The sequence below is a fragment of the Paraburkholderia sp. CNPSo 3274 genome, assembly GCF_024206475.1.
In the GTDB taxonomy this organism is placed as follows: domain Bacteria; phylum Pseudomonadota; class Gammaproteobacteria; order Burkholderiales; family Burkholderiaceae; genus Paraburkholderia.
The window spans coordinates 29471-53746 of record NZ_JAMBPR010000015.1; the positions used below are offsets into that span (position 1 = coordinate 29471).

The following is a 24276-nucleotide window of genomic DNA, read 5'->3' on the forward strand; positions in this document are numbered from 1 at the left end:
AGCCCCACATGACTCGCCGTGCCGCTTGCGCCGCGCCAGGTTCCGGTCCCCGAACCGGACTTCGTGCACCGCATCGCACAGGCATCTCGCCGCTCGCCCCATGCGCCGCTTTCCCGCTTCCAACGAACCCGCGCTGCCCGCCACCGGGCCGCGCAACGACTGGCAGACGATCGTTTCGCTGCTGCCTTACCTCACCGCTTACCGGTGGCGCGTGGCGTTCGCGCTCACCTGCCTGATCGGCGCGAAGGTGGCCAACCTCGGCGTGCCGATCGTGATGAAGCATATCGTCGACGGTCTTGCCCCGGTGCGCCATCTCACGGCGCTCGGTCGTGCGGAGCACGCGCCCGGCATCGTGCTCGCGGGCGGCATCGGACTGCTCGTGGTGGCGTACGCCGTCGTGCGTCTCTCGACGTCGCTTTTCACCGAGCTGCGCGAAATCCTTTTTTCGAAGGTGACTGAGAGCGCCGTGCGCCAGCTGGCGCTCAAGGTGTTCCGCCATCTGCATGCGCTCTCGCTGCGCTTTCACCTCGAACGGCAGACGGGCGGCATGTCGCGCGACATCGAGCGCGGCACGCGCGGCATCACGCAGCTCATTTCGTACTCGCTCTACAGCATCCTGCCGACGCTCGTGGAAGTGGGCCTCGTGCTTGGCTTCTTCACGGTGAAGTACGAGGCGTATTACGCGATCGTCACGCTTATCGCGCTCGCTGCGTACATCGTGTTCACGGTGAAGGTGACCGAGTGGCGCACGCATTTCCGCCGCACGATGAACGAGCTCGATTCGCGCGCCAACGCGCGTGCGATCGATTCGCTCATCAACTACGAGACTGTGAAGTACTTCGGCAACGAAGAGTGGGAGACGAAGCGCTACGACGAAAACCTGCACCGCTACCGGCAGGCCGCGATCAAGTCGCAGCACTCGCTTTCCGCGCTCAACTTCGGGCAGCAGGCGATCATCGGCACGGGGCTCGTGTTCATCCTCTGGCGCGCCACGCAGGGCGTGATGGCGGGGAGGCTCACGCTCGGCGACCTCGTGCTCATCAACACCTTCATGCTGCAACTCTATATTCCGCTGAATTTTCTCGGCGTGGTGTATCGGGAGCTCAAGCAAAGTCTCACCGACATGGACCGCATGTTCACGCTGCTCACCGTCGAGCGCGAAGTGGCCGACGTGCCCGGCGCGCAGGCGCTTGCGGTGCGCGGCGGCGAGGTGCGCTTTTCGCACGTGAACTTCGCGTATGAGCCGTCGCGCCAGATTTTGCACGACTTGAGCTTCACGATTGCGGCGGGCACGACCACGGCCGTGGTGGGGCATAGCGGTTCGGGCAAGTCCACGCTCGCGCGGCTCTTGTTCCGCTTTTACGATCTCGATCGCGACGATCCTGGCAAAAGCGGTGGAGCGATCACCATCGACGGCCAGGATATCCGCGATGTCACGCAGGATTCGTTGCGCGCCTCGATCGGCATCGTGCCGCAGGACACGGTGCTGTTCAACGACTCGATCTACTACAACATCGCCTATGGCCGGCCCACGGCGAGCCGCGAGGAGGTGATCGCGGCGGCGCGCGCGGCGCACATTCACGCGTTCATCGAGAGCCTGCCCAAGGGCTACGACACGTCCGTGGGCGAGCGCGGCCTCAAGCTTTCGGGCGGAGAGAAGCAGCGCGTGGCGATCGCGCGCACGCTGCTCAAGAATCCGCCGATTTTGCTGTTCGACGAGGCGACGTCAGCGCTCGATTCGCGCTCGGAGCGCGCCATCCAGCACGAGCTCGACCAGATCGCGCGCGAGCGCACGACGCTCGTGATCGCGCACCGGCTCTCGACCGTCGTGCACGCACAGCAGATCATCGTGATGGATCACGGGCGCATCGTCGAGCGCGGCACGCATGCGCAATTGCTGCACGCGGGCGGACACTATGCGCAGATGTGGGCGCTTCAGCAGCAGAAGGCGAGTGAGGCGCCCCAGTCACAACAGGGGCAAGTAGAGTTGCCGGCGGCGGGCGGCAATTGAAGCGCGCCGCGCCGGCGTTTGCGCGGCGCATTGTGTTGCCGGTTTCAGCCGTGGTGCGCGTGGGTCGAATTTCGCAGCGCGGCGTCGAGCGCCGCGAGCTGCGCGGGCGTGCCGATGTTTTCCCATACGCCGTCGTATAGTTCGCCGCTCACGCGTCCTTGCGCGATCGCCTCGCGATAGTACGGCGTGAGCGCGCGCTTCGTGCCGGGCGCGAGATCGCGGAACATACGCGTGTCATACAGGCCGATATTGCCGAATGTGTAGCGCGGCGCGCCTTCGAGCGCGAGCCGGCCGTCGACGCTCAACGCGAAGTCGCCCTTCGGGTGGAATGGCGGGTTCGGCACCATCACGAGATGCATGCCCGGCTGCGCTTGCGCCGCGAGCACTTGCGCGTGCACGTTCAGGCGCGCGAAATCGTAGGCGCTGTAGACGTCGCCGCTCACCGCGAGGAACACCTCGGGCGTGCCCATCGACTCGATGAGCGACAGCGCCTGGGCAATGCCGCCCGCCGTTTCGAGCGCGTCGTGCTCGGGCGAATAGTGGAGCGTCACGCCAAAGCGCGCGCCGTCGCCGAGCGCGGCTTCGATCTGCGCGCCAAGCCATGCGTGATTGATGACGATGCGCGTGTAGCCCGCCGCGGCGAGCCGCTCGATCTGCCACACGACGAGCGGTTTGCCACCCACGGCGAGGAGCGGCTTCGGGCAGGTGTCGGTGAGCGGGCGCATGCGTTCGCCGCGTCCGGCGGCGAAGATCATCGCGGTGCGGCCGTGGCCCGCCGTGGCCGGCGTGTGATTCGATTGGGTCATGACGGCCCGCTTCAGAAGGTGTAAGCGACTGCGACGGCGCTGCCCTGCAGCTCGTCGATGAGCCGCGCGAACGGCGCGAGCGGGCGATAGCGGTGCGCGACCTTGCTCGCGTAGCCGAGAAAGCGCGGCAGGTCGGCCATGTAATGCGGTTTGGCGTCGCGATAATTGATGCGGCAGAACAGGCCGAGCACCTTGATGTGCCGTTGCAGGCCCATCCACTCGAGCTGGCGGTAGAACTCGCCGAAGTCGGCATCGACAGGCAGTCCCGCCTTCTTTGCGCGCTCCCAGTAGTGCGCGAAGCAGTCGAGCTCGAACTCCTCGTCCCAGCTCAGGAACGCGTCGCGCAGCAGCGAGACGACGTCGTAGGTGATCGGGCCGTACACGGCATCCTGGAAGTCGAGCACGCCGGGGTTCGGCGTGGCGATCATCAGGTTACGGGGCATGAAGTCGCGCAGCATGAAGCTTTGCGGCTGCGCGCGGGCGCTCGCCACGAGGAGGGCGAAGGTGCGATCAAGCACGCCGCGCGTGGCTTCGTCCACCTTGCGGCCCAGATGGCGCTCTAGATACCACTCGGGCATCAGCTCCATCTCGCGGCGCATGAAAGCTTCGTCGAAGTCCGGCAGCACGCCTGGCCGTGAGCTGAGCTGCCAGCGGATCAGCGCGTCGATGGCGTCGCGCATCAGCTCGCGCGAGCGCGCGTCGGGGCCGGCTTCCTGCAGCGTTGTCAGGTAGGGCGCGGTGCCGAGATCGGTCACGAGCATGAAGCCCGCGTCGAAATCGGCTTCGAGCACGCGCGGCACGTGGACGCCGGCCGCCTCGAGCCACTGCGCGATCTGGGCGAATTCGCGGCTTTTTTCGGGCGGCGGGGCGTCGACGGCAATCAGCGTCGCGCCGTGCGCGCCCGCGCTAGCGAGGCGGAAATAGCGCCGAAAGCTCGCGTCGGCCGAGGCCGGGGCGAGCGTTGCGAGGTCGAGGGCGTACTGTTCGGCGAGGCTGCCGAGCCAGGCGACGAGCAGGTCGCGGCGGCTGTCGGTCAGCGAAGCGGCCGGGGAGTCGCCAGGAGAAGCGGCGGGAGAATGCGCGGCGGAAAAGGTCATGAAAGCCAGAGGCAAAATCAGTGGATCAACGTCTTGCCATATAATACCCCACGACTTTTTTGACGCGACTCGCGCCAAAGCCCGCATGACGGTTCGCTCGCCGCATTCATCGTTGCTTCAGGGTTCGATGAATTGTAATTAATTGTTTGCAGCCCGGCCTCGATCCGGTTCATCGGGAGGCGGGTGTCCAGGCGGGCCACCATCATGGAGAGGGCAGGCGGCCGGGCCGATTCGCCAAAACCATACATGCCGCCCAGACAGTTTTTCCAGACGATCTCTCATAGTGACGACGGCGTGCCGGGCAAGCGGCGGCTCCTCGCGGCACTCCTGGCCGTACCGGGTCTGGTGCCCGCGCTCGCGCACGCCCAGCTCTCGGGCGCGGCCGCGCAGCCTCAGCAGCTGGACGGTCCGTTGAGCCTGCGGCTCGCGCCGCAACTCGAGGATCACCCCAATGCGTCGGGCCAGCACCCGGCAACCTTCGTGCTCGGCGATTCGACGACCGGCACGGTGGACACCGACCTCGCCGTGAGAGGCGCGGCGGAGTTGCGCCAGGGTTCGAACCTGGTGAAGGGCGACGCCCTGCACTACGACCAGGACACCGACATGGCCAATGCCTACGGCAATGTCGTGGTCGTGCAGAACGGCACGACGTTCTCGGGGCCCGAGGCGCATTTGAAAGTCGAGGCAAACGAGGGCTTCATGCCCGCGCCGAAGTACCATTTCACGCTCACCGGCGGCTCGGGCAGCGCCGCACGCGCCGACCTGCTGGACAGCGAGCGCTCGGTGCTCACGACCGGCACCTACACTGCGTGCCACTGCTCGACCAATCCGGCCTGGTACATCAAGGGCAGCGAGTTCGATTTCGACACCGGCAGCGATGAAGGCGTTGCGCACAACGCCGTGCTGTTCTTCCAGGACGTGCCGATCTTCGCGAGCCCGTGGCTGTCGTTCCCGCTTTCGGGTGACCGTCGCAGCGGCCTGTTGCCGCCGACGTTCTCGGTCAGTTCGACGAACGGCTACGAAATCTCGCTGCCGTATTACTTCAACATCGCGCCGAACCGCGACTTCACGTTCACGCCCGAGATTATCTCGAAGCGCGGCGTGTTCCTGCAGGGCAACTACCGGTATCTCTCGACGAATTACTCGGGATCGATTACCGGAACGTTTCTGCCGGACGACGCGATCACGAAGACGAACCGCTACGCGCTGTTCATCCAGCACAACCAGAACTTCGGCAACGGGTTCGGCGGTTACGTCTATTACAACAAGGTCTCGGACAACACCTATCCGTCGGACCTGTCGTCGCCGGCCAACCAGTTCCTGAACGGCACGCAGACGCTGTACCAGCAGGAAGCCGGCCTCACGTATAACAGCGGGCCGTGGTCCGTGCTGGGCCGCTACCAGCACTGGCAGACGGTCGAGTCGTCGACGCCGCCCTATGGCCGCGAGCCGCAGTTGAACGTAAAGTACGCGAAGTACAACGTCGGCGGCTTCGACTACGGCATGGAAGCCGACTATTCGCGCTTCCGCATCACGGAAGACAATGCGACCGAAGGCGATCGCGTCGTCTTCAATCCGTACCTGTCGTACTCCTTGATGGGGCCGGGTTACTTCGTCACGCCGAAGGTTCAGTGGCACTTCGCGTCGTACAACCTGAGCAACATCGGCCCGGCGGGCACGACCTTCGGCTCGCCTGTCGGCACGCCGAAGAGCTTCACCGAATCGATCCCGACCTTCAGCTTCGATACGGGCCTCGTGTTCGACCGCTCGGTGCACCTGTTCGGTCAGGATTACATCCAGACGCTGGAACCGCGCCTGTACTACGTGTACACCCCGTACCGCAATCAGCAGTTCGCGCCCCTTTTCGATACCGCCGAGTCGGACTTCGGCCTCGCGGAAATCTTCACGCCGAACACCTTCGTCGGTAACGACCGCATTGCCGACGCGAACCGCATTACGGCCGCGCTCACCACGCGCTTCATCGATCCGGCTTCGGGCGACGAGCGCGCGCGTTTCGTGATCGCGCAGCAGTACTACTTCCAGGATCAGCGCGTCACGCTCAACTCGGGCGAAAGCACGAGTCAGGCGACGCATTCGGACCTGATTGCGGGCGCCGCCCTGAAAATCGGGGCCGGTTTCGCTTCGGAAACGGCGTTCCAATATAATGCCGACAGCAACCAGCTCACGAAGGCGAGCATCGGTTTCGGGTACAGCCCGGGAACGAGCCGAGTGCTGAACGTGGCCTACCGCTATACGCGCGCGAACACCACACTCGACTTCCAGCCGATCAATCAGGTTCTGATCTCGGCTCAATGGCCGTTCTCGCACCGGGTGTACGCCGTGGGCCGCTTCAACTACGATCTGAACGGCCATCGGATCGTCGATGGCCTGGTCGGCATGCAGTACGACGCCGACTGCTGGGTGCTCGGGGTCGGCCTGCAGCGTTACGCGAACGGGCTCAATACGTCGGGCACGCCGAATTCGTCAACGCGGTTTCTCGCGCAGCTCACGCTCAAGGGACTGTCGAACGTCGACAACGGGCTGGTGGCGGCGTTCAGGACCGCAGTGCCGGGGTACACGCAGCTGCCGGCTCAGTCGCCGCCGGATTCGCGCTTCACTGATTATCAATAACGCGTGATCCGGAGCGCCTTGCTTGCGCGAGGCGCCTCGGGGCAACGCGGTGTCGGTTGCATAGAGACGGGTGAAGCGTGCCCGCCAACATTGGAGTATCTGTGGGAATCATGAAAAAGCTTCGCCTGGCAGCGTACGCTGCGAGTCTCTTCGCCGTCGCAGGCGTGTTGCCGGCCGCGCCGGCGCAAGCTCAAGGTCTCGCGGCTGGCAACGGCCAGACGGTCGACACGATCGCCGCAGTCGTCAATGACGGCGTGATCACGCAGCGCGAGCTCGACAGCCGCGCCGAAATGATTGCTCACCGGCTGCAGCAGCAAAACGCGCCGGTTCCGCCCGAGGGCCAGTTGCGCGCGCAGGTGCTCAACCAGATGGTGCTCGAGCGCATTCAGCTCCAGAAGGCCAAGGAAGACGGCATCACCGTCGACGACGCCGCCGTGCAACGCACGCTGGAGCGCCTCGCCCAGGCCAACGGCATGGATCTCGCCACCTATCGCGCGCGCATCGAGGCGGCCGGCGTGCCCTGGACTACGTTCATGCGCGATGCGCGCACCGAGCTCACGCTCTCGAAGCTGCGCGAGAAGGAAGTGGACAGCAAGGTCACGGTGTCCGACGCCGAAGTCGCGAACTACATCGCGAGCCAGCGCGGACCGAACGCGGGCCAGTCGAACGACCTGCACTTCCAGCATATCTTCATCAAGGCGCCGCTGAACGCCTCGGAAACTGACATCGAAGCCGCGCAGACGAAGGCCAATGCGCTGCTCAAGGAAGCCCAGTCGGGTAGCAAGTTCGAAAGCCTCGCGAAGTCGAACTCGCAGGCGAGCGACGCGGGCAAGGGCGGCGACATGGGCTTCCTGCCGCAGTCGAAGCTGCCGCCCGAATTCGTGACCGCCGCTTCCACGCTGCGTCCGGGCGAGGTGAACCCCTCGGTGATCCGCACCAACGACGGCTTCGAGATCGTGCGCCTCGTCGAGCGCCGCCAGGGCCAGGGCACGGCCGCCGACGCGCCCAAGCTCGTGCAAACGCACGTACGCCACATCCTGCTGCGCGTGGGCGACGGCATGTCCGAGCCCCAGGCGCGCCAGAAGCTGCTCGAAATCCGCCAGGAAATCGGGGCGGGCGGCGACTTCGCCAAGTTCGCGCGCACCTACTCGCAGGACGGCTCGGCCTCGCAGGGCGGCGACCTCGGCTGGATCAGCCCGGGTGAAACCGTGCCCGAATTCGAGCGCGCCATGAATACGCTGCAGGACGGCCAGTTGAGCGAGCCGGTACGCACCGAGTACGGCTACCACCTGATCCAGGTGCTGGGCCGCCGCGACGCCGAAGGCTCGATCGCGCAGCAAATGGAACTCGCGCGCCAGGCCATCGGCCAGCGCAAGGCAGAGCAGGCCTATGCCGACTGGCTGCGCCAGCTGCGCGACAGCGCCTACGTCGATTACAAGATCGCGGGCATGACGCCGCCGCACAACTAAGCGCAGTCACCAGGGATCGAGCCATGAACGCCTCCGCATCGTCGTCGCCGGCTCCGCGGAGGGCGGGGCCGATCCGCGTCGCCATCACCACGGGTGAGCCGGCCGGTGTCGGCCCCGAGCTGACCGCCGCCGCGCTGGCGGGCGCCTCGGCGCACTGGCCCGACGCGCAGTTCGTCGTGCTCGGCGACAGCGCGCTGCTCGACGCGCGTGCGAAGGCCGTGAGCGTCGACTGGGCCGCCGTGCTGGCGAACCAGCCCGTGCAGGTCGAGCATGTGGCGCTGGCCACGCCCGCCAAGCCAGGCAAACTCGACCCCGCGAACGGCCGCTATGTGCTGGCGCTGCTCGACCGCGCCATCGACGGCGCACTGGCAGGCGAATTCGACGCGATCGTCACCGCGCCGCTGCAAAAGAGCACCATCAACGACGCCGGCGTGCCCTTCACCGGCCACACCGAATATCTCGCCGAGCGCACGCACACGCCGCGCGTGGTCATGATGCTGGCGGGTACCGGCGCGCGCCCGTTGCGCGTGGCGCTCGCCACGACGCATTTGCCGCTCAAGGACGTGTCGGCGGCGCTCACTGTCGAGGGGCTCGTTGAAACCCTCGGCATCATCGACCATGACCTGCGTCATCATTTCGGCGTGCCGCTGCCGCGCATCCTCGTGACCGGCCTCAACCCGCATGCGGGCGAGAATGGCTACCTGGGGCGCGAGGAAATCGACACGATCTCGCCGGCGCTGGCCGCCGCCGCCGCGCAAGGCATCGACGCGCGCGGCCCGTATCCCGCCGACACGCTGTTCCAGCCGCGCTACCTCAAGGACGCGGACTGCGTGCTGGCGATGTTCCACGACCAGGGCCTGCCGGTCCTGAAATACGCGACGTTCGGCGAAGGCATCAACGTCACGCTCGGCTTGCCGATCGTGCGCACCTCGGTCGATCATGGCACCGCGCTCGACCTCGCCGGCACTGGCCGCGCGGACGCCGGCAGCCTGATCGCCGCCCTCGACACCGCCGTTTCGATGGCGCGCCACCGGCGCGCTATCTGATTGATTCCAGAGAAGATGTCCAACAGCAGCAGACAGCACCAGGGCCACTTCGCGCGCAAGCGCTTCGGCCAGAACTTCCTCGTCGACACGGGCGTGATCGATTCGATCGTCGACGTCATTCGCCCGCAGCGCGGCGAGCGCATGGTCGAGATCGGGCCGGGTCTCGGCGCGCTCACCGAGCCGCTCATCGAACGGCTCGCTACGCCCGAATCGCCGCTCCATGCGGTCGAACTCGACCGCGACCTCATTGCGCGCCTCACGAAAAAATTTGGCCCGCTGCTAGAACTCCATGCTGGCGACGCGCTCGCGTTCGACTTCGGCTCGCTCGCGGCGCCGGGCGAGAAGCCCTCGCTGCGCATTGTCGGCAACCTGCCGTACAACATTTCGAGCCCGCTGCTGTTTCACCTCACCACGTTCGCCGAGCGCGTGATCGACCAGCACTTCATGCTGCAGAACGAAGTGGTCGAGCGCATGGTGGCGGAGCCCGGCAGCAAGGCGTTCGGCCGTCTCACGGTGATGCTCCAGTACCGCTACGTGATCGACAAGCTGATCGACGTGCCGCCCGAATCGTTCCAGCCGCCGCCCAAGGTGGATTCGGCGATCGTGCGCATGATTCCCTACGCGCCGTACGAACTGCCGAAGGTCAACGACGCCGTGCTCGGCGAACTCGTGACGGCGGCCTTCTCGCAGCGCCGCAAGATGCTGCGCAATACGCTCAGCGATTACCGCGAGCGCCTCGATTTCGACGCGCTAGGCTTCGATCTCGCGCGCCGCGCCGAGGAAGTGCCCGTCGAGGAATATGTGAGTCTCGCGCAGGCGCTGGAAGGGGCTGGCGGCGCTTGATGTGCGCGTGGTGCGCCGCCTTGCCGGTGCGCCAGCCGCCGTTCAGGCAGCCTCGGCGCGCTGCGCCTCGTAGGCCTTGAGCTGGCTGTACACGACGCGCAGCACCGAAAGCTCGCTCGACGCGTGCTGTACCGCGCCGCCGCGCTGGATCAGGTCGCCGAGCACGTGATCGGCCTCGATGCGCGAACCGTTCTGCACGTCGCGCAACATCGATGCGGTGAGCGACGAACCCTTGGCGAACAGCATCGCGCGCGAACGCTCGAGGAAGCTGTCGCGCACGGCGTGGCCGTGTTCGGCTGCGATCGCGCGGCATTCGGCGAAGAGGCGCTCGATGATCGCGGCGCCGTCGGGCGTGGCGAGAATCACGCCAATGGGCGCGCGGAAAAGACACGTGCTGCCCGCGAGCGACGCGAGGAACACCCACTTCTCCCACATTTCCTGAAGGATGTGATCGCTCGCCTTCAGGTGGAAACCGGCATTGCCGAACTGATCCGCCACGGCTTGCACACGCGGCGAGACGCCGCCGCCGAGTTCGCCGAATGTGATGGCCTGCACGTCGTTCAGATGCACGATCTCGCGCTTGTCGTTGAGCGTGGACGCGATCAGGCAGACACCGCCCAGCACCGCCTGTGTGCCGAAGCGCGCCTGCAGGACTTCGAGATGACGCATGCCGTTGAGCAGCGGCAGGATCAACGTGTTCGGGCCGACGGCCGCGGCGAACGAATCGATGGCGTTGTCGAGGTCGTAGGCCTTGCAGCTCAGCAACACGAGATCGAACGGTTGGCCGCCTTGCGACTCGAGCGCTTCGCGTGTGACGGTCTTGACGTCGCGCAGCGTGAGATCGCCCGCCGGACTGCGAATGACGAGGCCCGCTTCGCGCAGTTGCGCGGCGCGTGCCACACGCACCAGAAACGTTACGTCACGCCCCGCAGCGGCGAGCCGGCCGCCGAAATAGCCGCCCGTCGCACCCGCACCGACTACCAGAATTCGCATGTCTACTCCTCGTTCTCGCGTTCATCGCGTAGGCGCCTTGCTTACGCGCCCGGCTTACGCTTAGTTAGCAAAATTGCCGCGGCAATTTCGGGATGGCGTCCATGCTAGAGCAAATCGGTGCATCTTGCCGGCGCCGGCAGGGCCGGCGCGTTTTTGGTACAGTCCGTTTTTTGACGACGGCAAAACGGAGTACACCATGCGCCTGCTGCACACGATGATCCGGGTCGGCGACCTCGATCGCTCGATCAAGTTCTATACCGAACTGCTCGGCATGAAACTGCTGCGCCGCGAAGACTACCCCGATGGCAAGTTCACGCTGGCCTTCGTCGGGTACACGGACGAGCGCGACGGCACCGTGATCGAACTTACGCATAACTGGGATACGGCTTCGTACGATCTTGGGACTGGCTTCGGCCATCTGGCGGTCGAGGTGGCGGATGCCTACGCTGCCTGCGCGAAGATCAAGGAGCAGGGTGGGACGGTGGTGCGCGAGGCCGGCCCGATGAAACACGGGACCACGGTGATCGCGTTCGTGACCGATCCGGATGGGTACAAGATCGAGTTTATTCAGAAGAAGTAAGGACGTGGCACGGGCTGGCAATCCAGCCCGTTTTTTGGGAAATTCTTTCGAAGTGCGAATCAACTAAAATTCGCGAACTTGCAATGGGGATATCACATCCCCGGCACCATCTCGGGCGGATGCTGCTTAAGCTGCTTCCTCGCCTCGCGAAACTCCGGAAAAATCGACTCCACTGTCTGCCAGAACCGCGGACTATGGTTCATCTCGCGCAAATGCGCGAGCTCATGCGCCACCACATAGTCCACAACGGAGAGCGGGAAATGAATCAACCGCCAGTTCAGGCGAATCCGCCCTTCGCTTGAACAGCTCCCCCACCGCGTCGCTGCCGAAGAGAGCGCATACGACCGAAACGAGACCTCAAGCTTCTCGGCATATACCTCAAGCCGCTCACCAAAAATCCGCGTCGCTTCACCCTGAAGCCACCCAGTCACGCGGTCCTTGATCTGCTGCGCGTCGGCATGCGGCGGCAGCGGCAACGCAAGCACGCGCGTCTCTTGATCGAACGCGAGCAAAGAAGCTCCCAGCTTCACCGTAATCGGCTTGCCGAGAAAAGGCAGCTCAGCCCCATCGCTCCATTCCACGCGCGGCAAGGCTCGCTGCTCCGTGCGCGTCTGCCATTCGCCGAGCTTGGCGAAGATCCACCGCTGCTTCTCGGCGATAGCGGTCTCGATATCGGAGATCGTGACCCACCTGGGCGCAGTGATGCTAAGCCCGGTACCGTCGATCACGAACCCGATCGATTTGCGTGACGACCGCTTGAGCCGGTAATGCAGCGTGCGCGCGCCAAGCGCGATAGTACGCAGCCGCGTGCCATCCGGCGCGAGCGGTGCCTTGCCAGGCTTTCCGTGCGGCGCAGCAGGTGCAGGTGTGAGAGAAGGTGAGAAGACATCAGGCGCCACAACAGGCGCCGGTTCAGCAAAGAGCGGCAAGTCGAGTTGCCGGTTGTCGAGTGCCGCGTTTGGGCGCGGCGTGGGGGACTTCTGCATCGTCAGGCCTGGTGCGGATGGGCGTGCGCGGCGTGGGTGTGCGCCGTTCGCGGGGCGTTTGCGTGCCGCGTTTGCCGGCGAGTCTGGCGCAGTGTTGCGCGGGGCGCTCAGCCGTGCGGCGAGCAGCGCCCACATCCGCGCCACAACGCTTCGCGCGACGCGAGCCAGCACGCCCTGCGCCTCAAATCCGTGCCGCTTTCGCCGCTGCGCCATCCGTTTCGCGATACGCCTCAGGATCGATCCGCCGCATTTCCGTTTCGATCCACGCTTCCACGCGCGTGTTCACTTCGTCGGGCGTGAGTCCGGTCGTCTCGATCGGCTTGCCGATCGACACCGTGACTATACCCGGATATTTGATGAACGAGTTTCGGGGCCAGACGTGGCCCGCGTTGTGCGCGATCGGCACCACGGGCGCGCCCGATTCAATGGCGAAGCGCGGGCCGCCGGTCTTGTACTTGCCCTGCTTGCCCACCGGTATGCGCGTGCCTTCGGGGAACATGATCACCCATGCGCCTTCGGCCATGCGCTGCTTGCCCTGGCGTATCACCGAGGTGAACGCGTTCTTGCCTTCCTTGCGGTTGATGTGAACCATCTTCAGCATGCCCAGCGCCCAGCCGAAGAACGGCACGAACAGCAGCTCGCGCTTGAACACGTAGCACATCGGCCGTGGCATGAGCGCAGGGAACGCCAGCGTCTCCCATGCGGACTGGTGCTTCGAGAGCAGCACGGCCGGCCCGTTGGGCAGGTTCTCCATGCCCTCGATGCGGTAGCGAATGCCATTGAGGTGGCGCGCGACGAAGAGCGTGGAGCGGCACCATCCCACGGCCATCCAGTAGCGCCGCGTCGCGTTCATAAACGGGAACGCGATAAAGCACGCCGTGGCGTACGGCATCGTGTAGACGATGAAATAGATGAACAGCAGCAGGGAGCGGAGAAAGCGCATCGGTCGAGCCGGTTTAATGTTCGCGTGAACCACCTGCGCCTTCACGCAGGGGCGTTCGCGAGAAAGTCGAGCGCAAAAGTGCGCAGGTCGTCGTGGATCATCGTGCCTTCGGGCAAGCCGCCTGCGGCGAGCGTTTTCTCGCCCTTGCCCGAACGCACGAGATGCGTGCGAAAGCCGAGCACCGCGCCTGCTTGCAGGTCGCGCAGCGAGTCGCCCACCACTGGAGTATCGGCCGGTTCGATCTCGAAGCGTTCCGCGATCATCTTGAGCATGCCCGGCTGTGGCTTGCGGCACTCGCAATGGTCCTGCGCCGTATGCGGGCAGAAGAACACTGCGTCGATGCGGCCGCCCACGGCTGCCGCCTGGCGGTGCATCTTCGCGTGCATGGCGTTGAGCGCGGCCATGTCGAACAGTCCGCGCCCGATGCCCGACTGGTTCGACGCCACCGCGACGCGGTAGCCCGCCTGGTTCAGGCGCGCGATCGCTTCGAGGCTGCCGGGTATCGCGATCCATTCGTCCGGCGACTTGATGAACGCGTCGGAGTCGACGTTGATCACGCCGTCGCGGTCGAGGATCACGAGTTTTCTGGTGTTGCTGGTCGGCATGGCGTCTCGCTCAGTTCCGCATGTTTGTGCTTATGCAGCCAGCCTCGAGATGTCCGCGACGCTGTTCATCTGGCGATGCAGTGCTTTGAGCAGCGCGAGGCGGTTCGCACGCAGCGCCGGGTCTTCGGCGTTGACCATCACGTCGTTGAAGAACGTGTCCACGGTTTCGCGCAGCGCCGCGAGCGCGGTGAGCGCGCCCGTGTACTCGCGTGCGGCGAGCTGCGTTTCCACGCGCGGCGCGACCTGTTCGAGCTGCGCGTAGAGCGCCTTCTCGGCGGCTTCGACGAAAAGCGCGATCTGCACGCCGGCATCTTCCGCACCCTCGGACTTCTTGAGGATGTTCGAGATGCGCTTGTTGGCCGCCGCGAGCGAGGCCGCTTCCGCGAGCGCTGCGAATTCGCGCACCGCGTCCAGACGCGAGACGATGTCGTCGAGGCGCGTGGGGTTCAGTGCAAGCACCGCATCCACTTCGGTGGCCGCGAAGCCGCGTTCGCGCAGCATGCCACGCAGGCGGTCCATGCAGAACTCGTAGATGGCCTGGGTCGACTCCGTCACGGCCTCGATGCCTGCAAATTGCGCGGAGGTGGCACGCAGCAGTTCGACGAGGTCGAGCGGCAGTTGCTTCTCGACGAGAATGCGCAGCACGCCCAGCGCGTGACGGCGCAGCGCGAACGGATCCTTTTCGCCCGTGGGCGCGAGGCCGATGCCCCAGATCCCGACGAGCGTTTCCAGCTTGTCCGCGAGCGCGACGATCGTGCCCGTCGTGGTGGCGGGCAGGGCGTCGCCGGAGAAGCGCGGCTGGTAGTGCTCGGAGCACGCAATCGCCACTTCTTCGGGCTCGCCGTCGTGGCGCGCGTAATAGGTACCCATCGTGCCCTGCAGCTCGGGGAACTCGCCCACCATGTCGGTCAGGAGGTCGGCCTTCGCGAGACGCGCGCCGCGTTCCGCGAGCGCGATATTGGCGCTGCACATCAAGGCAATCTGTCCCGCGAGCGCTTCGAGGCGCTCCACGCGTTGCAGCGTCGAGCCGAGCTTGTTGTGATACACCACGTTCGCGAGCAGCGGCACACGGTCGGCCAGCGGCTTCTTCTTGTCCTGCTCGAAGAAGAACTTCGCGTCGGCCAGACGCGGGCGCACCACGCGCTCGTTGCCCTCGACGATCTCGTCGGGCGTTTGCGTCGCGATGTTCGAGACAATCAGGAAGCGCGAGCGCAGTCGGCCCTGGTCGTCGGTGAGCGCGAAGTACTTCTGGTTCGTCTGCATCGTGAGGATCAGGCATTCCTGCGGCACTTGCAGGAACTCGTCCTCGAACTCGCATGCGTAGACGACCGGCCATTCGACGAGCGAATTCACTTCGTCGAGCAGCGACTCGGGCATGACGACCTTGTCGCTGCCAGCCTGTTCGATGAGTTGCGCGCGAATCGACTCGCGGCGGTCGGCGTAGCTCGCGATCACGAAGCCCTTGTGCTGGAGCGTGTGCGCGTACTCGTCGGCGTGCTGGATGGCGATCAGGCCTTCGGAGAGGAAGCGGTGGCCGCGCGTGGTGTCGTCGGCGTCGACGCCGAATGCCGTGACCGGCACGATCTGGTCGCCGTGCAACACCGTGAGGCGATGCACCGGGCGCACGAACTGGACGTTGCTGCCATCCGGGCGCTGGTAGGTCATGACCTTCGGGATCGGCAGCTTGCCGAGCGCTTCGTCGAGCACGGCTTGCAGGCCGTCGGCGAGCGTGGCGCCCGGCGCCGAGTAGCGCAGGAAGAACGCTTCGTTCTTGCCGTCGCTCGCGCGCTCGAGGTCGCTAACCGGGAAATCGGGGAAGCCGAGCGCCGCGAGCTTCTTCGCGAGCGGCGCGGTGGGCTGGCCGTTGGCGTCGAGCGCGACCGAAACGGGCAGCACTTTTTCGCGCACCTGCTTTGCGGGCGCGACGCTGCGCACGTTCTTGATCGTGACGGCCAGACGGCGCGGCGTCGCGTAACGTTCGAACGAGAGATCGCCTTCGATCAGGTCGCGCGCGGCGAGGCGCTGCGCGATGCCTTCGGCGAACGCGTCGCCCAGGCGCCCGAGGGCCTTCGGCGGCAGTTCCTCGGTCAGCAGTTCGACGAGGAGAGTGGCGTGATGAGCTTGCGTCATTGTTCTGGAGATCCGGTCAAGCCTCGTCGAACTTGCGTTCGACCTTCAGCGGCGGCGCCCAGGCGGGCATCGCGGCGTCCTGTTCGTCGGTGGTGAGGCCCGGCACGCCGTGCACGGGGTTGCCGAGCATCGGGAAGCCGAGCTTTTCGCGCGACTCGTAGTACGACTGCGCCACGCTGCGCGAAAGCGCGCGAATGCGGCCGATGTACGCCGCGCGCTCCGTCACGGAGATCGCGCCGCGCGCGTCGAGCAGGTTGAACGTGTGGCCGGCCTTGAGCACGAGTTCGTAGGCGGGCAGCGCGAGCTGCAGATCGATCATGCGCTTCGCTTCGGCCTCGTACGCGTTGAAGAACGTGAACAGCAGTTCGACGTTCGCGTGCTCGAAGTTGTAGGTCGATTGCTCGACTTCATTCTGGTGGTAGACGTCGCCATACGTGAGGCGGCGCATTTCCGGGCCGTTCGGGCCTTGCTCTTCCCATTCGGTCCAGACGAGGTCGTAGACGTTCTCGACCTTCTGCAGATACATCGCGAGACGCTCGAGACCGTAGGTGATTTCGCCGAGCACCGGCTTGCAGTCGATGCCGCCCACCTGCTGGAAGTAGGTGAACTGCGTGACTTCCATGCCGTTGAGCCACACTTCCCAGCCGAGGCCCCAGGCGCCGAGCGTGGGGTTCTCCCAGTCGTCCTCGACGAAGCGCACGTCGTTCTGCTTCAGGTCGAAGCCGAGCGCCTCGAGCGAGCCGAGGTACAGGTCGAGAATGTTGTCCGGCGCGGGCTTGAGCACCACCTGGTACTGGTAGTAGTGCTGCAGACGGTTCGGGTTCTCGCCGTAGCGGCCGTCCTTCGGGCGGCGCGAAGGCTGCACGTAGGCCGCGCGCCACGGCTCGGGGCCGATTGCGCGCAGGAAGGTGTGGACGTGCGAGGTGCCGGCGCCGACTTCCATGTCGATCGGCTGGAGCAGTGCGCAGCCCTGCTTGTCCCAGTAAGACTGGAGCGTCAGGATGATTTGCTGAAACGTGAGCATGTGTGCCTGCAGTGTCTTTCGGGCTTTCGGGGGCGGAATGCGGCGGCCCCACCAGGCGAGCGCGCCGGCGGGGCGGCGATTCTCCGCCTTGCCCCTTCCTCTTGCGTGGCCCGGGCCGGGAGGCGGCCAGGTGCTAAAACATTGAATTTTACCGGATTGCCGGAGCCTTGAAACCTGGACGGGGTTCGGGCGGCCGGCAGCGGTGTAGTTGCGTCGTCAGCGGGTCGTCGCGGGCGGCTTATTTTCCGTTCGTAGGCTTTGGTTTCTTCGCGCCCTTGAAGGCCGGTCCGAACGCAAAGCCGAGCGCCAGCAGCAGCAACGAAATGGCAATCACCGTGTTGTTGCCGCTCGTCACGTAGGGCGTGAAGCCGCTCGTGCCTTCCACCTTCACGTCGAGCGAGCCCACCGTGAACGTGGGCAAACGCGCGATCACGCGGCCTTTCGCGTCGATGGCGGCCGTCGCGCCCGTGTTGGTCGCGCGCAGCATCGGGCGGCCGGTTTCGAGTGAGCGCATGCGCGCGATCTGCAGATGCTGGTCGAGCGCGATGGTGTCGCCGAACCACGCGAGGTTCGTCGAATTGATCAGGATGCCCGGCGAGGTCGGGCTCTCGCGCACGGTGCGCGCGACCTCCTCGCCAAAGATATCCTCATAGCAGATGTTCACGGCCACGAGTTCACCGTGCACGCGGAAGGGCGGCTGCACGGGAGCCCCGCGCGCGAAGTCGCCGAGCGGGATGTTCATGAGATTGACGAACCAGCGGAAGCCCCAGGGCACGAATTCGCCGAACGGCACGAGGTGATGCTTGTCGTAGCGATAGAGGCCGTTCTGGCCCGGCGTGATGCCGAAGAGGCTGTTGGTGTAGTCGATCACGCGCCCGTCGGACGTGATCGTGCCGCCCACTGCGCCAAACAGGATGGCCGTGTTCGTGCCGTCGGCGAACGCGCGGATATCGCGGCCGAACTTCTGGGGAATTTCCTGCACGAGCACCGGAACCGCGGTTTCGGGCGTGACGACGAGATCGGCGGGCTTGTCGGTAATCAGCTTCTGGAACTCGTTGAGCGCGTCGATCGTGCCCTGCTCGGAGAACTTCATGTCCTGCTTGACGTTGCCTTGCAGCAGCCGCACGTTGAGCGGAGTCCCGGAAGGTTGCGTCCACGAGACGAGCGAGAGCAGCAGGCCGGCTGCGATCACGGCGACAGCGAGGAGCGCCGGCGTCGCCACCGCGCCGCGCCGCGGTGACGCGCCATACCCCTTCATGTCGCGCGCACGCAAAACCGCCTGCGCGATGAGCGCTGCGACGAGCGCGAGCACCCAGCCCACGCCATACACGCCCACGATCGGCGCAAAACCGGCGAGCGGACCGTCCACTTGCGCGTAGCCGCTCGAAAGCCAGGGAAAGCCGGTGAATACATAGCCGCGCGCCCATTCACCGAGCGCCCACGCACTCGCGAATGCGAAGGCGCCGTGCCACGTGGGCGAGAACGGCAACTCGCCGCTGCGTCCATTCTTCGCATGTCCCGCGCAAAACGACCAGATGAGTGAGGCGAGCGCCGGATACACACCGAGGTACAGCGAGAACAGCACGAGCGCCGCGCCCGCGAGCACCGCGGGCATGCCGCCGTAGAAGTGCATGCTCACATAGAGCCACCACACGCCGCTCACGAAGTTGCCAAAGCCGAACGCCCAGCCCGTGAAGAGCGCGCTCTTCCAGCCGGTGGTGCGCGTGAGCCAGAAGTAGAACAGCGCAAAGATCGCAATGGCGAGCCAGCCGCCGTGCGGCGTGGGCGCGAATGACAGCGTGTTGAGCGCGCCCAGCGCGGCGGCGGCGAGATAGTGCCAGAAGGGCAGCGCGCGGCGCGCGGCGCCGTTGGTGGTTTCGGTCGCGCGCGCCTCGGTGCGCGTGCGGGTATCGATCGGTTCGGCCATGCGGTGCTGTGGAATGCGATGGAATGTGCGCTGAAAAGCGCGAGCGCGGATTGCGCGACGAGCGCAACGATAGCACTTTCGTGCGTCGCTACCGGGACGCGCTCCTGGGGACGGATCAGAGCTTCTCAGTGCTCGAAGCAAAAACGCCAGCCCGAAGGCTGGCGTCGTCTGCGCATGGGAGGCGCGCTCGCGTTTCGTCAGGTGCCCGGCGGCTGCAGCGCGGCTTCGCGCTGTCCTGCCATCGGGTCGCGCTGCACCAGCAGCATGTGAACCTGGCGTGCGTCGGTGCGCAGCACCTCGAAGATCAGGTCGTCGATGCGCACCTTCTCCCCGCGATGCGGCACGTGCCCGAAGTGATTCGTGACGAAGCCGCCGATCGTATCGACTTCCTCGTCGGAGTAATGGGTGCCGAACGCGTCGTTGAACTGCTCGATTTCGGTGAGCGCGCGCACGCGGAACCGCCCATCGGGCGAGGCGATGATGTTGCCGCTTTCCTCGTCGAAGTCGTACTCGTCCTCGATGTCGCCCACGATCTGCTCCAGCACGTCCTCGATCGTGATGAGACCGGCAACGCCGCCGTATTCGTCCACGACGATGGCGATGTGATTGCGGTTCTGGCGAAAGTCGTGCAGCAGCACGTTCAGGCGCTTGGACTCGGGGATGAACACGGCCGGGCGCAGCATGCCGCGCACGTCGAATTCCTCTTGGGCGTAGTAGCGCAGCAGGTCTTTCGCGAGCAGCACGCCGATCACGTTGTCGCGGTTGCCGTCGTACACGGGGTAGCGCGAGTGCGCTTTCTCCAGCACGAACGGAATGAATTCGTCAGGACTTTCGGCGATGTTGATCGCGTCCATCTGGGCGCGCGGGATCATGATGTCGCGCGCGCAAAGCTCGGACACCTGGAACACGCCTTCGATCATCGAAAGCGAATCGGCGTCGATCAAGTTGCGCGCGTGCGCGTCCTGGAGGATTTCGAGAAGCTCGCTGCGAGAGTCGGGCTCGGGCGAGATGAAGTCGGTCAGCCGCTCGAGCAGGGAGCGCTTTTCCTGCGGTTTGTCGGTCTGGCGTCGACTGGGATAAGAGTCGTTCATGGTGGTGCGCCCTTTGCCGCTTGGGGCAGGGCGCGCTGTTGCGGAGGGTTAAGGATACAACATGCCTGTGGCGCGACCGTGTAATGCCACACGCAGGGCATACACCGGCAGATCAATCCTAACGCAGATGCGGCGTGGCCGCCCGGTGGACGAAAAAGCGGCGTGCCGTTACGCGAACCGCCGTTTGGTCAACGCTATAAGCGCAACCTCAAGCGCAGCGCGCGAGCAACCGCTCCAGCGCGCGGTCGCGCATGCCGCTCTCGCGCAGTGCATCGACGGTGCGGCGCACGTAGTCGAGCGTCGTGCCGTAGCGGCCAGACGCGCAGCCGAACACGGTGCGCACCGTGGCTTCGGAAAGCTTGCCGGTGTACGACGCCACATCGCGCCGCATGACGAATGCGAGCGCGGCGACGCGGCGGCCGTCTGCGAGCACGCAGGGCAGCCAGGCAGGGCGGTACGAGCCCATCGGCATCTCGCGGCGCCAGAGCGCTTCGAGGTGCGGCATCACGCCTTCGGCCGCAAGACGGAACGCGACGCCCGCGCACGAGCCGCCGCGGTCGAGCGCGAGCACGAGACCGGGCTGCTCGGGCGTGCCGCGGTTCACGCGCGACCACAGGTAAAGCCCGCGATGGTAGCCGTGCACGCGCGAACGCACGTTCTCGACGGTGGGCAGCCCCGGGTTCCAGATCAGCGAGCCATAGCCGAAGAGCCAGATGTCGTTCGCGCCGTCCCAGCCATTCACTTTCAGCGTGCAGGCGAGCGAGGCACGCAACTCGTCTTCGCTCAGGAGCCGCGACTCGCCGAGCGCCGGCGGGTAGCCGGGGCAGGGCACGCTCGCATCGCCCGCCTCGGGCAGTGCTGAGGGTTCGGCGAAATCGGGCGTGCGTTTGTCGTTCATGGCGGGGACTTACTTGTACGGATCCGGAAAGCCCAGCGAGTTGAGCACCTCGGTCTCGATGCCTTCCATCTCTTCGGCTTCGGTCTCGTCTTCGTGATCGTAACCCTGCGCGTGCAGCGCGCCGTGCACGAGCAGATGCGCGTAGTGCGCGGCGAGCGGTTTGCCCTGCTCGGCGGCTTCCTTTTCCACTACAGGGCAGCACAGGATCAGATCGCCCGTGACCGGATCGTCCTCGCTCTCCGCATAGGCGAAGGTGAGCACGTTGGTCGCGTAGTCCTTGCCGCGATAAGTGCGGTTGAGCGTGCGGCCTTCCTCGGCATCGACGAAGCGCACGGCCAGTTCCGCGTCCGCGAAGAGCGCGGCCTTGAGCCACGCCGCCACGGTGGCGCGCGGCAGCGCGGCCTTGTGCTCGGGGAACGCCTTCGCGGCGGGGAACTGCACGGTCAGTTTGAGTTTCGGTGCGCGGGGCATGGGGCTAAAGCTGTGAAACGACGCAGGCGGCGGCGTTAGCGCGCGTCGCCAACGCCCTCATCCTTTTTCGAATGCGCGTCATAAGCCTCGACGATACGCGCGACGAGCGGATGGCGCACCACGTCCGCACTCGTGAAGTGCGTGACGGCGATGCCGCGCACGTCCTTCAGCACATGCTGCGCCTCGATCAGGCCGCTCTTGTGGCCGCGCGGCAAGTCGATCTGCGTGGTGTCGCCGGTCACGACCGCCTTCGAGCCGAAGCCGATACGCGTGAGGAACATCTTCATCTGCTCGGGCGTGGTGTTCTGCGCCTCGTCGAGAATGATGAACGCGTGATTGAGCGTGCGCCCGCGCATGTAGGCGAGCGGCGCGATTTCGATCATCTGGCGCTCGAACATCTTCGCGGTCTTGTCGAAGCCGAGCAGATCGTAAAGCGCGTCGTACAGCGGACGCAGATACGGATCGACCTTCTGCGACAGATCGCCGGGCAGGAAGCCCAGACGCTCGCCCGCTTCCACGGCCGGACGCGTGAGCACGATGCGCTTGACCTGGTCGCGCTCGAGCGCGTCCACGGCGCAGGCCACGGCGAGATAGGTCTTGCCGGTGCCCGCGGGCCCGATACCGAATGTCACGTCGTGCGAGATGATCTGCTTCAGATACTCGCGCTGCGCGGGCGTGCGGCCGCGCAGGTCGGCGCGGCGCGTGTAGAGCTTCGGGCCCAGTTCCTCGACGTCGACGCCTTCGCGCGCGGGCTCGTCGAACGGATGATCGGGGTCGCCGCGAAAACGCGGGTCGATTTCGGCGGCGTCATTGCCGCCGCTGTTGCCACCGTTCACATTGCCGCGCACGCCGCCGCTGCCATTGCCGCGCGGATCGTTCGCCGAATTGCTGCCGAAGTTGACGGGGTGCCGGGCTTCGACGAGCGCCAACTGAATGTCGTCGACGGAGAGCGGATCGCGCGCCCGGTTGTAGAAGTTCTCGAGCGCCGCGAGCGCCAGCTTGGCGCCACGCCCGCGAATGGTGATGCGATGGCCGCGCCGCGCGAGCGTCACGTCGAGCGCCTGCTCGATCTGCCGCAGGTTTTCGTCGAGCGGGCCGCAGAGGTTGGCGAGCCGCGCGTTGTCGTCGCGCGGCGCGGTGAATTCCAGATGCTGCTGATTGGGCTTCAAGGTGTCTCTGAACTCCTGAATTCCTGGGATGCGCTGATTAATGCGCAAGCGTCGAAGCGTCTTCGTGCGCGAGCACGAGTTCGCCGCGCAGCGAGTGCGGGTACGCGTGGTTGATCTTCACGTCGATCATCTGGCCGATCAGGCGAGCATGCGAAGCGAGCGGCGCCGGGAAGTTCACCACACGGTTGTTCTGCGTGCGGCCCGAGAGTTCGCTCGGGTCCTTGCGCGAAGGGCCTTCCACGAGAATGCGCTCGACTCGGCCAACCATCGACTGGCTGATGCGCGCCACGTTCTCTTCGATCGTGGCCTGCAGGTGCTGCAGGCGCTTGAGCTTGACCTCGCGCGGCGTGTCGTCTTCGAGATTCGCGGCGGGCGTGCCAGGGCGCGGGCTGTAGATGAACGAGAAGCTCGTGTCGTAGCTCATCTCTTCGACGAGCGCCATCATCTTCTCGAAGTCCTCTTCGGTCTCGCCTGGGAAGCCGACGATGAAGTCCGTGGAGAGCGACAGGTCCGGGCGGATCGCGCGCAGCTTGCGGATGATCGACTTGTACTCGAGCACGGTGTAGCCACGCTTCATCGCCATGAGCACGCGGTCCGAACCGTGCTGCACCGGCAGATGCAGGTGGCTCACGAGCTTGGGCACCTTCGCGTAGGTGTCGATCAGGCGCTGCGTGAATTCCTTCGGGTGCGAAGTCGTATAGCGGATGCGCTCGATGCCAGGGATTTCGGCGACGTATTCGATCAACGTGGCGAAGTCCGCGACATCGTGCGCGCCGGCCGTCAAAGCGCCACGATAGGCGTTCACGTTCTGGCCAAGCAGCGTGACTTCACGCACGCCCTGGTCGGCGAGGCCCGCGATTTCAGTGAGCACGTCGTCGAGCGGACGCGAGACTTCCTCGCCGCGCGTATAGGGCACGACGCAGTAGCTGCAGTATTTCGAGCAGCCTTCCATGATCGAGACGAACGCGCTCGGGCCTTCCACGCGCGCGGGCGGCAGATGGTCGAACTTCTCGATTTCGGGGAAGCTGATGTCCACCTGCGCGCGGCCCGAGGCGCGGCGCGCGTCGATCATCTGCGGCAGGCGGTGCAGCGTTTGCGGACCGAACACGAGGTCCACATACGGCGCGCGCGCGACGATCGCGGCGCCTTCCTGGCTCGCCACACAACCGCCTACACCGATCAGCAGGTTCGGGTTCGCTGCCTTCAGCTCGCGCACGCGGCCGAGGTCGGAGAAGACCTTCTCCTGCGCCTTTTCGCGCACCGAGCAGGTGTTGAAGAGAATGACGTCCGCGTCTTCGGGGGTATCGGTCTTCACGAGGCCTTCGGCGGCGCCGAGTACGTCGACCATCTTGTCGGAGTCGTACTCGTTCATCTGGCAGCCAAAGGTCTTTACATAAACTTTCTTGGTCATCGGGTTTCGCCGTTCGCAGTGGTTGACCTGGGGGCGTCGTCCGCTTGATGCACGCGCGTGATGCACGGTCTGCACGTCAGGACTACGGTGTTTTAAGGGGCTGAATCGGGGTGCGGCGAAGTCGGCCGTGAGACGGCTTCGGCAT

Annotated in this window: 20 protein-coding genes; 6 read left to right on the forward strand and 14 right to left on the reverse strand. The window is 65.5% G+C overall.

All coding sequences use genetic code 11. The features are described 5' to 3' along the window. Positions 1–100: 100 nt before the first annotated feature. The gene (locus tag M3I54_RS12635) at positions 101–2011 is read left to right on the forward strand and encodes an ABC transporter ATP-binding protein/permease (RefSeq protein ID WP_254336286.1); all 1911 of its coding nucleotides are present in this window, start codon (positions 101–103) and stop codon (positions 2009–2011) included. A 44-nt stretch (positions 2012–2055) separates the two neighbouring features. On the opposite strand, the gene murU is transcribed toward M3I54_RS12635, so the two are convergent. Together murU and M3I54_RS12645 are read right to left on the reverse strand one after the other, a co-directional pair. After that, positions 2056–2766, reverse strand: a complete 711-nt coding sequence (gene murU / locus M3I54_RS12640; protein ID WP_254336455.1) for an N-acetylmuramate alpha-1-phosphate uridylyltransferase MurU — start codon at positions 2764–2766, stop codon at positions 2056–2058. Between the two features lie 62 nt (positions 2767–2828). Further along, on the reverse strand, positions 2829–3992 hold the full coding sequence (locus M3I54_RS12645; protein ID WP_375542137.1) for an aminoglycoside phosphotransferase family protein: 1164 nt from the start codon (positions 3990–3992) through the stop codon (positions 2829–2831). A gap of 168 nt (positions 3993–4160) precedes the next feature. Here M3I54_RS12645 and M3I54_RS12650 point away from each other — a divergent pair, with 168 nt between their 5' ends. The 4 genes from M3I54_RS12650 to rsmA all read left to right on the forward strand — a co-directional run bounded on the left by M3I54_RS12650 (position 4161) and on the right by rsmA (position 9903). After that, positions 4161–6545 (forward strand): LPS-assembly protein LptD, encoded by a 2385-nt coding sequence (locus M3I54_RS12650; protein ID WP_254336290.1) that lies wholly within the window; start codon positions 4161–4163, stop codon positions 6543–6545. A 101-nt stretch (positions 6546–6646) separates the two neighbouring features. Then, entirely contained in the window at positions 6647–8014 is a 1368-nt protein-coding gene (locus M3I54_RS12655; RefSeq protein WP_254336292.1) for a peptidylprolyl isomerase, read from the forward strand. Between the two features lie 23 nt (positions 8015–8037). Next, entirely contained in the window at positions 8038–9060 is a 1023-nt protein-coding gene (pdxA, locus tag M3I54_RS12660; RefSeq protein ID WP_254336294.1) for a 4-hydroxythreonine-4-phosphate dehydrogenase PdxA, read from the forward strand. 15 nt (positions 9061–9075) lie between these two features. Then, a complete protein-coding gene (rsmA, locus tag M3I54_RS12665) occupies positions 9076–9903 on the forward strand; it encodes a 16S rRNA (adenine(1518)-N(6)/adenine(1519)-N(6))-dimethyltransferase RsmA (RefSeq protein WP_254336296.1) in 828 nt (275 codons plus the stop codon). 42 nt (positions 9904–9945) lie between these two features. Here rsmA and panE read toward each other — a convergent pair whose 3' ends face one another. Next, the gene (gene panE / locus M3I54_RS12670; protein WP_254336298.1) at positions 9946–10896 is read right to left on the reverse strand and encodes a 2-dehydropantoate 2-reductase; all 951 of its coding nucleotides are present in this window, start codon (positions 10894–10896) and stop codon (positions 9946–9948) included. 196 nt (positions 10897–11092) lie between these two features. Between panE and gloA the strand changes: the two genes are divergently transcribed. After that, positions 11093–11476, forward strand: coding sequence for a lactoylglutathione lyase (gloA, locus tag M3I54_RS12675; protein WP_254336299.1), 384 nt, complete (start codon positions 11093–11095; stop codon positions 11474–11476). Positions 11477–11568: 92 nt separating this feature from the next. On the opposite strand, the gene M3I54_RS12680 is transcribed toward gloA, so the two are convergent. The 11 genes from M3I54_RS12680 to miaB form a co-directional block, all read right to left on the reverse strand. Next, positions 11569–12462, reverse strand: a complete 894-nt coding sequence (locus tag M3I54_RS12680; protein WP_254336302.1) for a M48 family metallopeptidase — start codon at positions 12460–12462, stop codon at positions 11569–11571. Between the two features lie 181 nt (positions 12463–12643). Then, on the reverse strand, positions 12644–13405 hold the full coding sequence (locus M3I54_RS12685) for a 1-acyl-sn-glycerol-3-phosphate acyltransferase (RefSeq protein ID WP_254336304.1): 762 nt from the start codon (positions 13403–13405) through the stop codon (positions 12644–12646). 41 nt (positions 13406–13446) lie between these two features. After that, the gene (gene gmhB / locus M3I54_RS12690) at positions 13447–14010 is read right to left on the reverse strand and encodes a D-glycero-beta-D-manno-heptose 1,7-bisphosphate 7-phosphatase (protein ID WP_254336306.1); all 564 of its coding nucleotides are present in this window, start codon (positions 14008–14010) and stop codon (positions 13447–13449) included. A 30-nt stretch (positions 14011–14040) separates the two neighbouring features. Further along, positions 14041–16140: a glycine--tRNA ligase subunit beta gene (gene glyS, locus M3I54_RS12695; RefSeq protein ID WP_254336308.1), complete on the reverse strand. Its 2100-nt coding sequence runs from the start codon at positions 16138–16140 to the stop codon at positions 14041–14043. Positions 16141–16156: 16 nt separating this feature from the next. Continuing rightward, positions 16157–17164: a glycine--tRNA ligase subunit alpha gene (glyQ, locus tag M3I54_RS12700; protein WP_254336310.1), complete on the reverse strand. Its 1008-nt coding sequence runs from the start codon at positions 17162–17164 to the stop codon at positions 16157–16159. Positions 17165–17402: 238 nt separating this feature from the next. Beyond that, positions 17403–19091, reverse strand: coding sequence for an apolipoprotein N-acyltransferase (gene lnt / locus M3I54_RS12705; RefSeq protein ID WP_254336312.1), 1689 nt, complete (start codon positions 19089–19091; stop codon positions 17403–17405). A gap of 197 nt (positions 19092–19288) precedes the next feature. Further along, positions 19289–20182, reverse strand: coding sequence for an HlyC/CorC family transporter (locus M3I54_RS12710; protein ID WP_254336315.1), 894 nt, complete (start codon positions 20180–20182; stop codon positions 19289–19291). 208 nt (positions 20183–20390) lie between these two features. Beyond that, on the reverse strand, positions 20391–21080 hold the full coding sequence (locus tag M3I54_RS12715; protein WP_254336316.1) for a gamma-glutamylcyclotransferase: 690 nt from the start codon (positions 21078–21080) through the stop codon (positions 20391–20393). A gap of 9 nt (positions 21081–21089) precedes the next feature. After that, positions 21090–21551, reverse strand: a complete 462-nt coding sequence (gene ybeY, locus M3I54_RS12720; protein ID WP_028205986.1) for an rRNA maturation RNase YbeY — start codon at positions 21549–21551, stop codon at positions 21090–21092. 35 nt (positions 21552–21586) lie between these two features. Next, the gene (locus M3I54_RS12725) at positions 21587–22720 is read right to left on the reverse strand and encodes a PhoH family protein (protein WP_254336319.1); all 1134 of its coding nucleotides are present in this window, start codon (positions 22718–22720) and stop codon (positions 21587–21589) included. A gap of 37 nt (positions 22721–22757) precedes the next feature. Then, on the reverse strand, positions 22758–24131 hold the full coding sequence (gene miaB / locus M3I54_RS12730) for a tRNA (N6-isopentenyl adenosine(37)-C2)-methylthiotransferase MiaB (RefSeq protein ID WP_254336321.1): 1374 nt from the start codon (positions 24129–24131) through the stop codon (positions 22758–22760). Between the last annotated feature and the right edge of the window lie 145 nt (positions 24132–24276).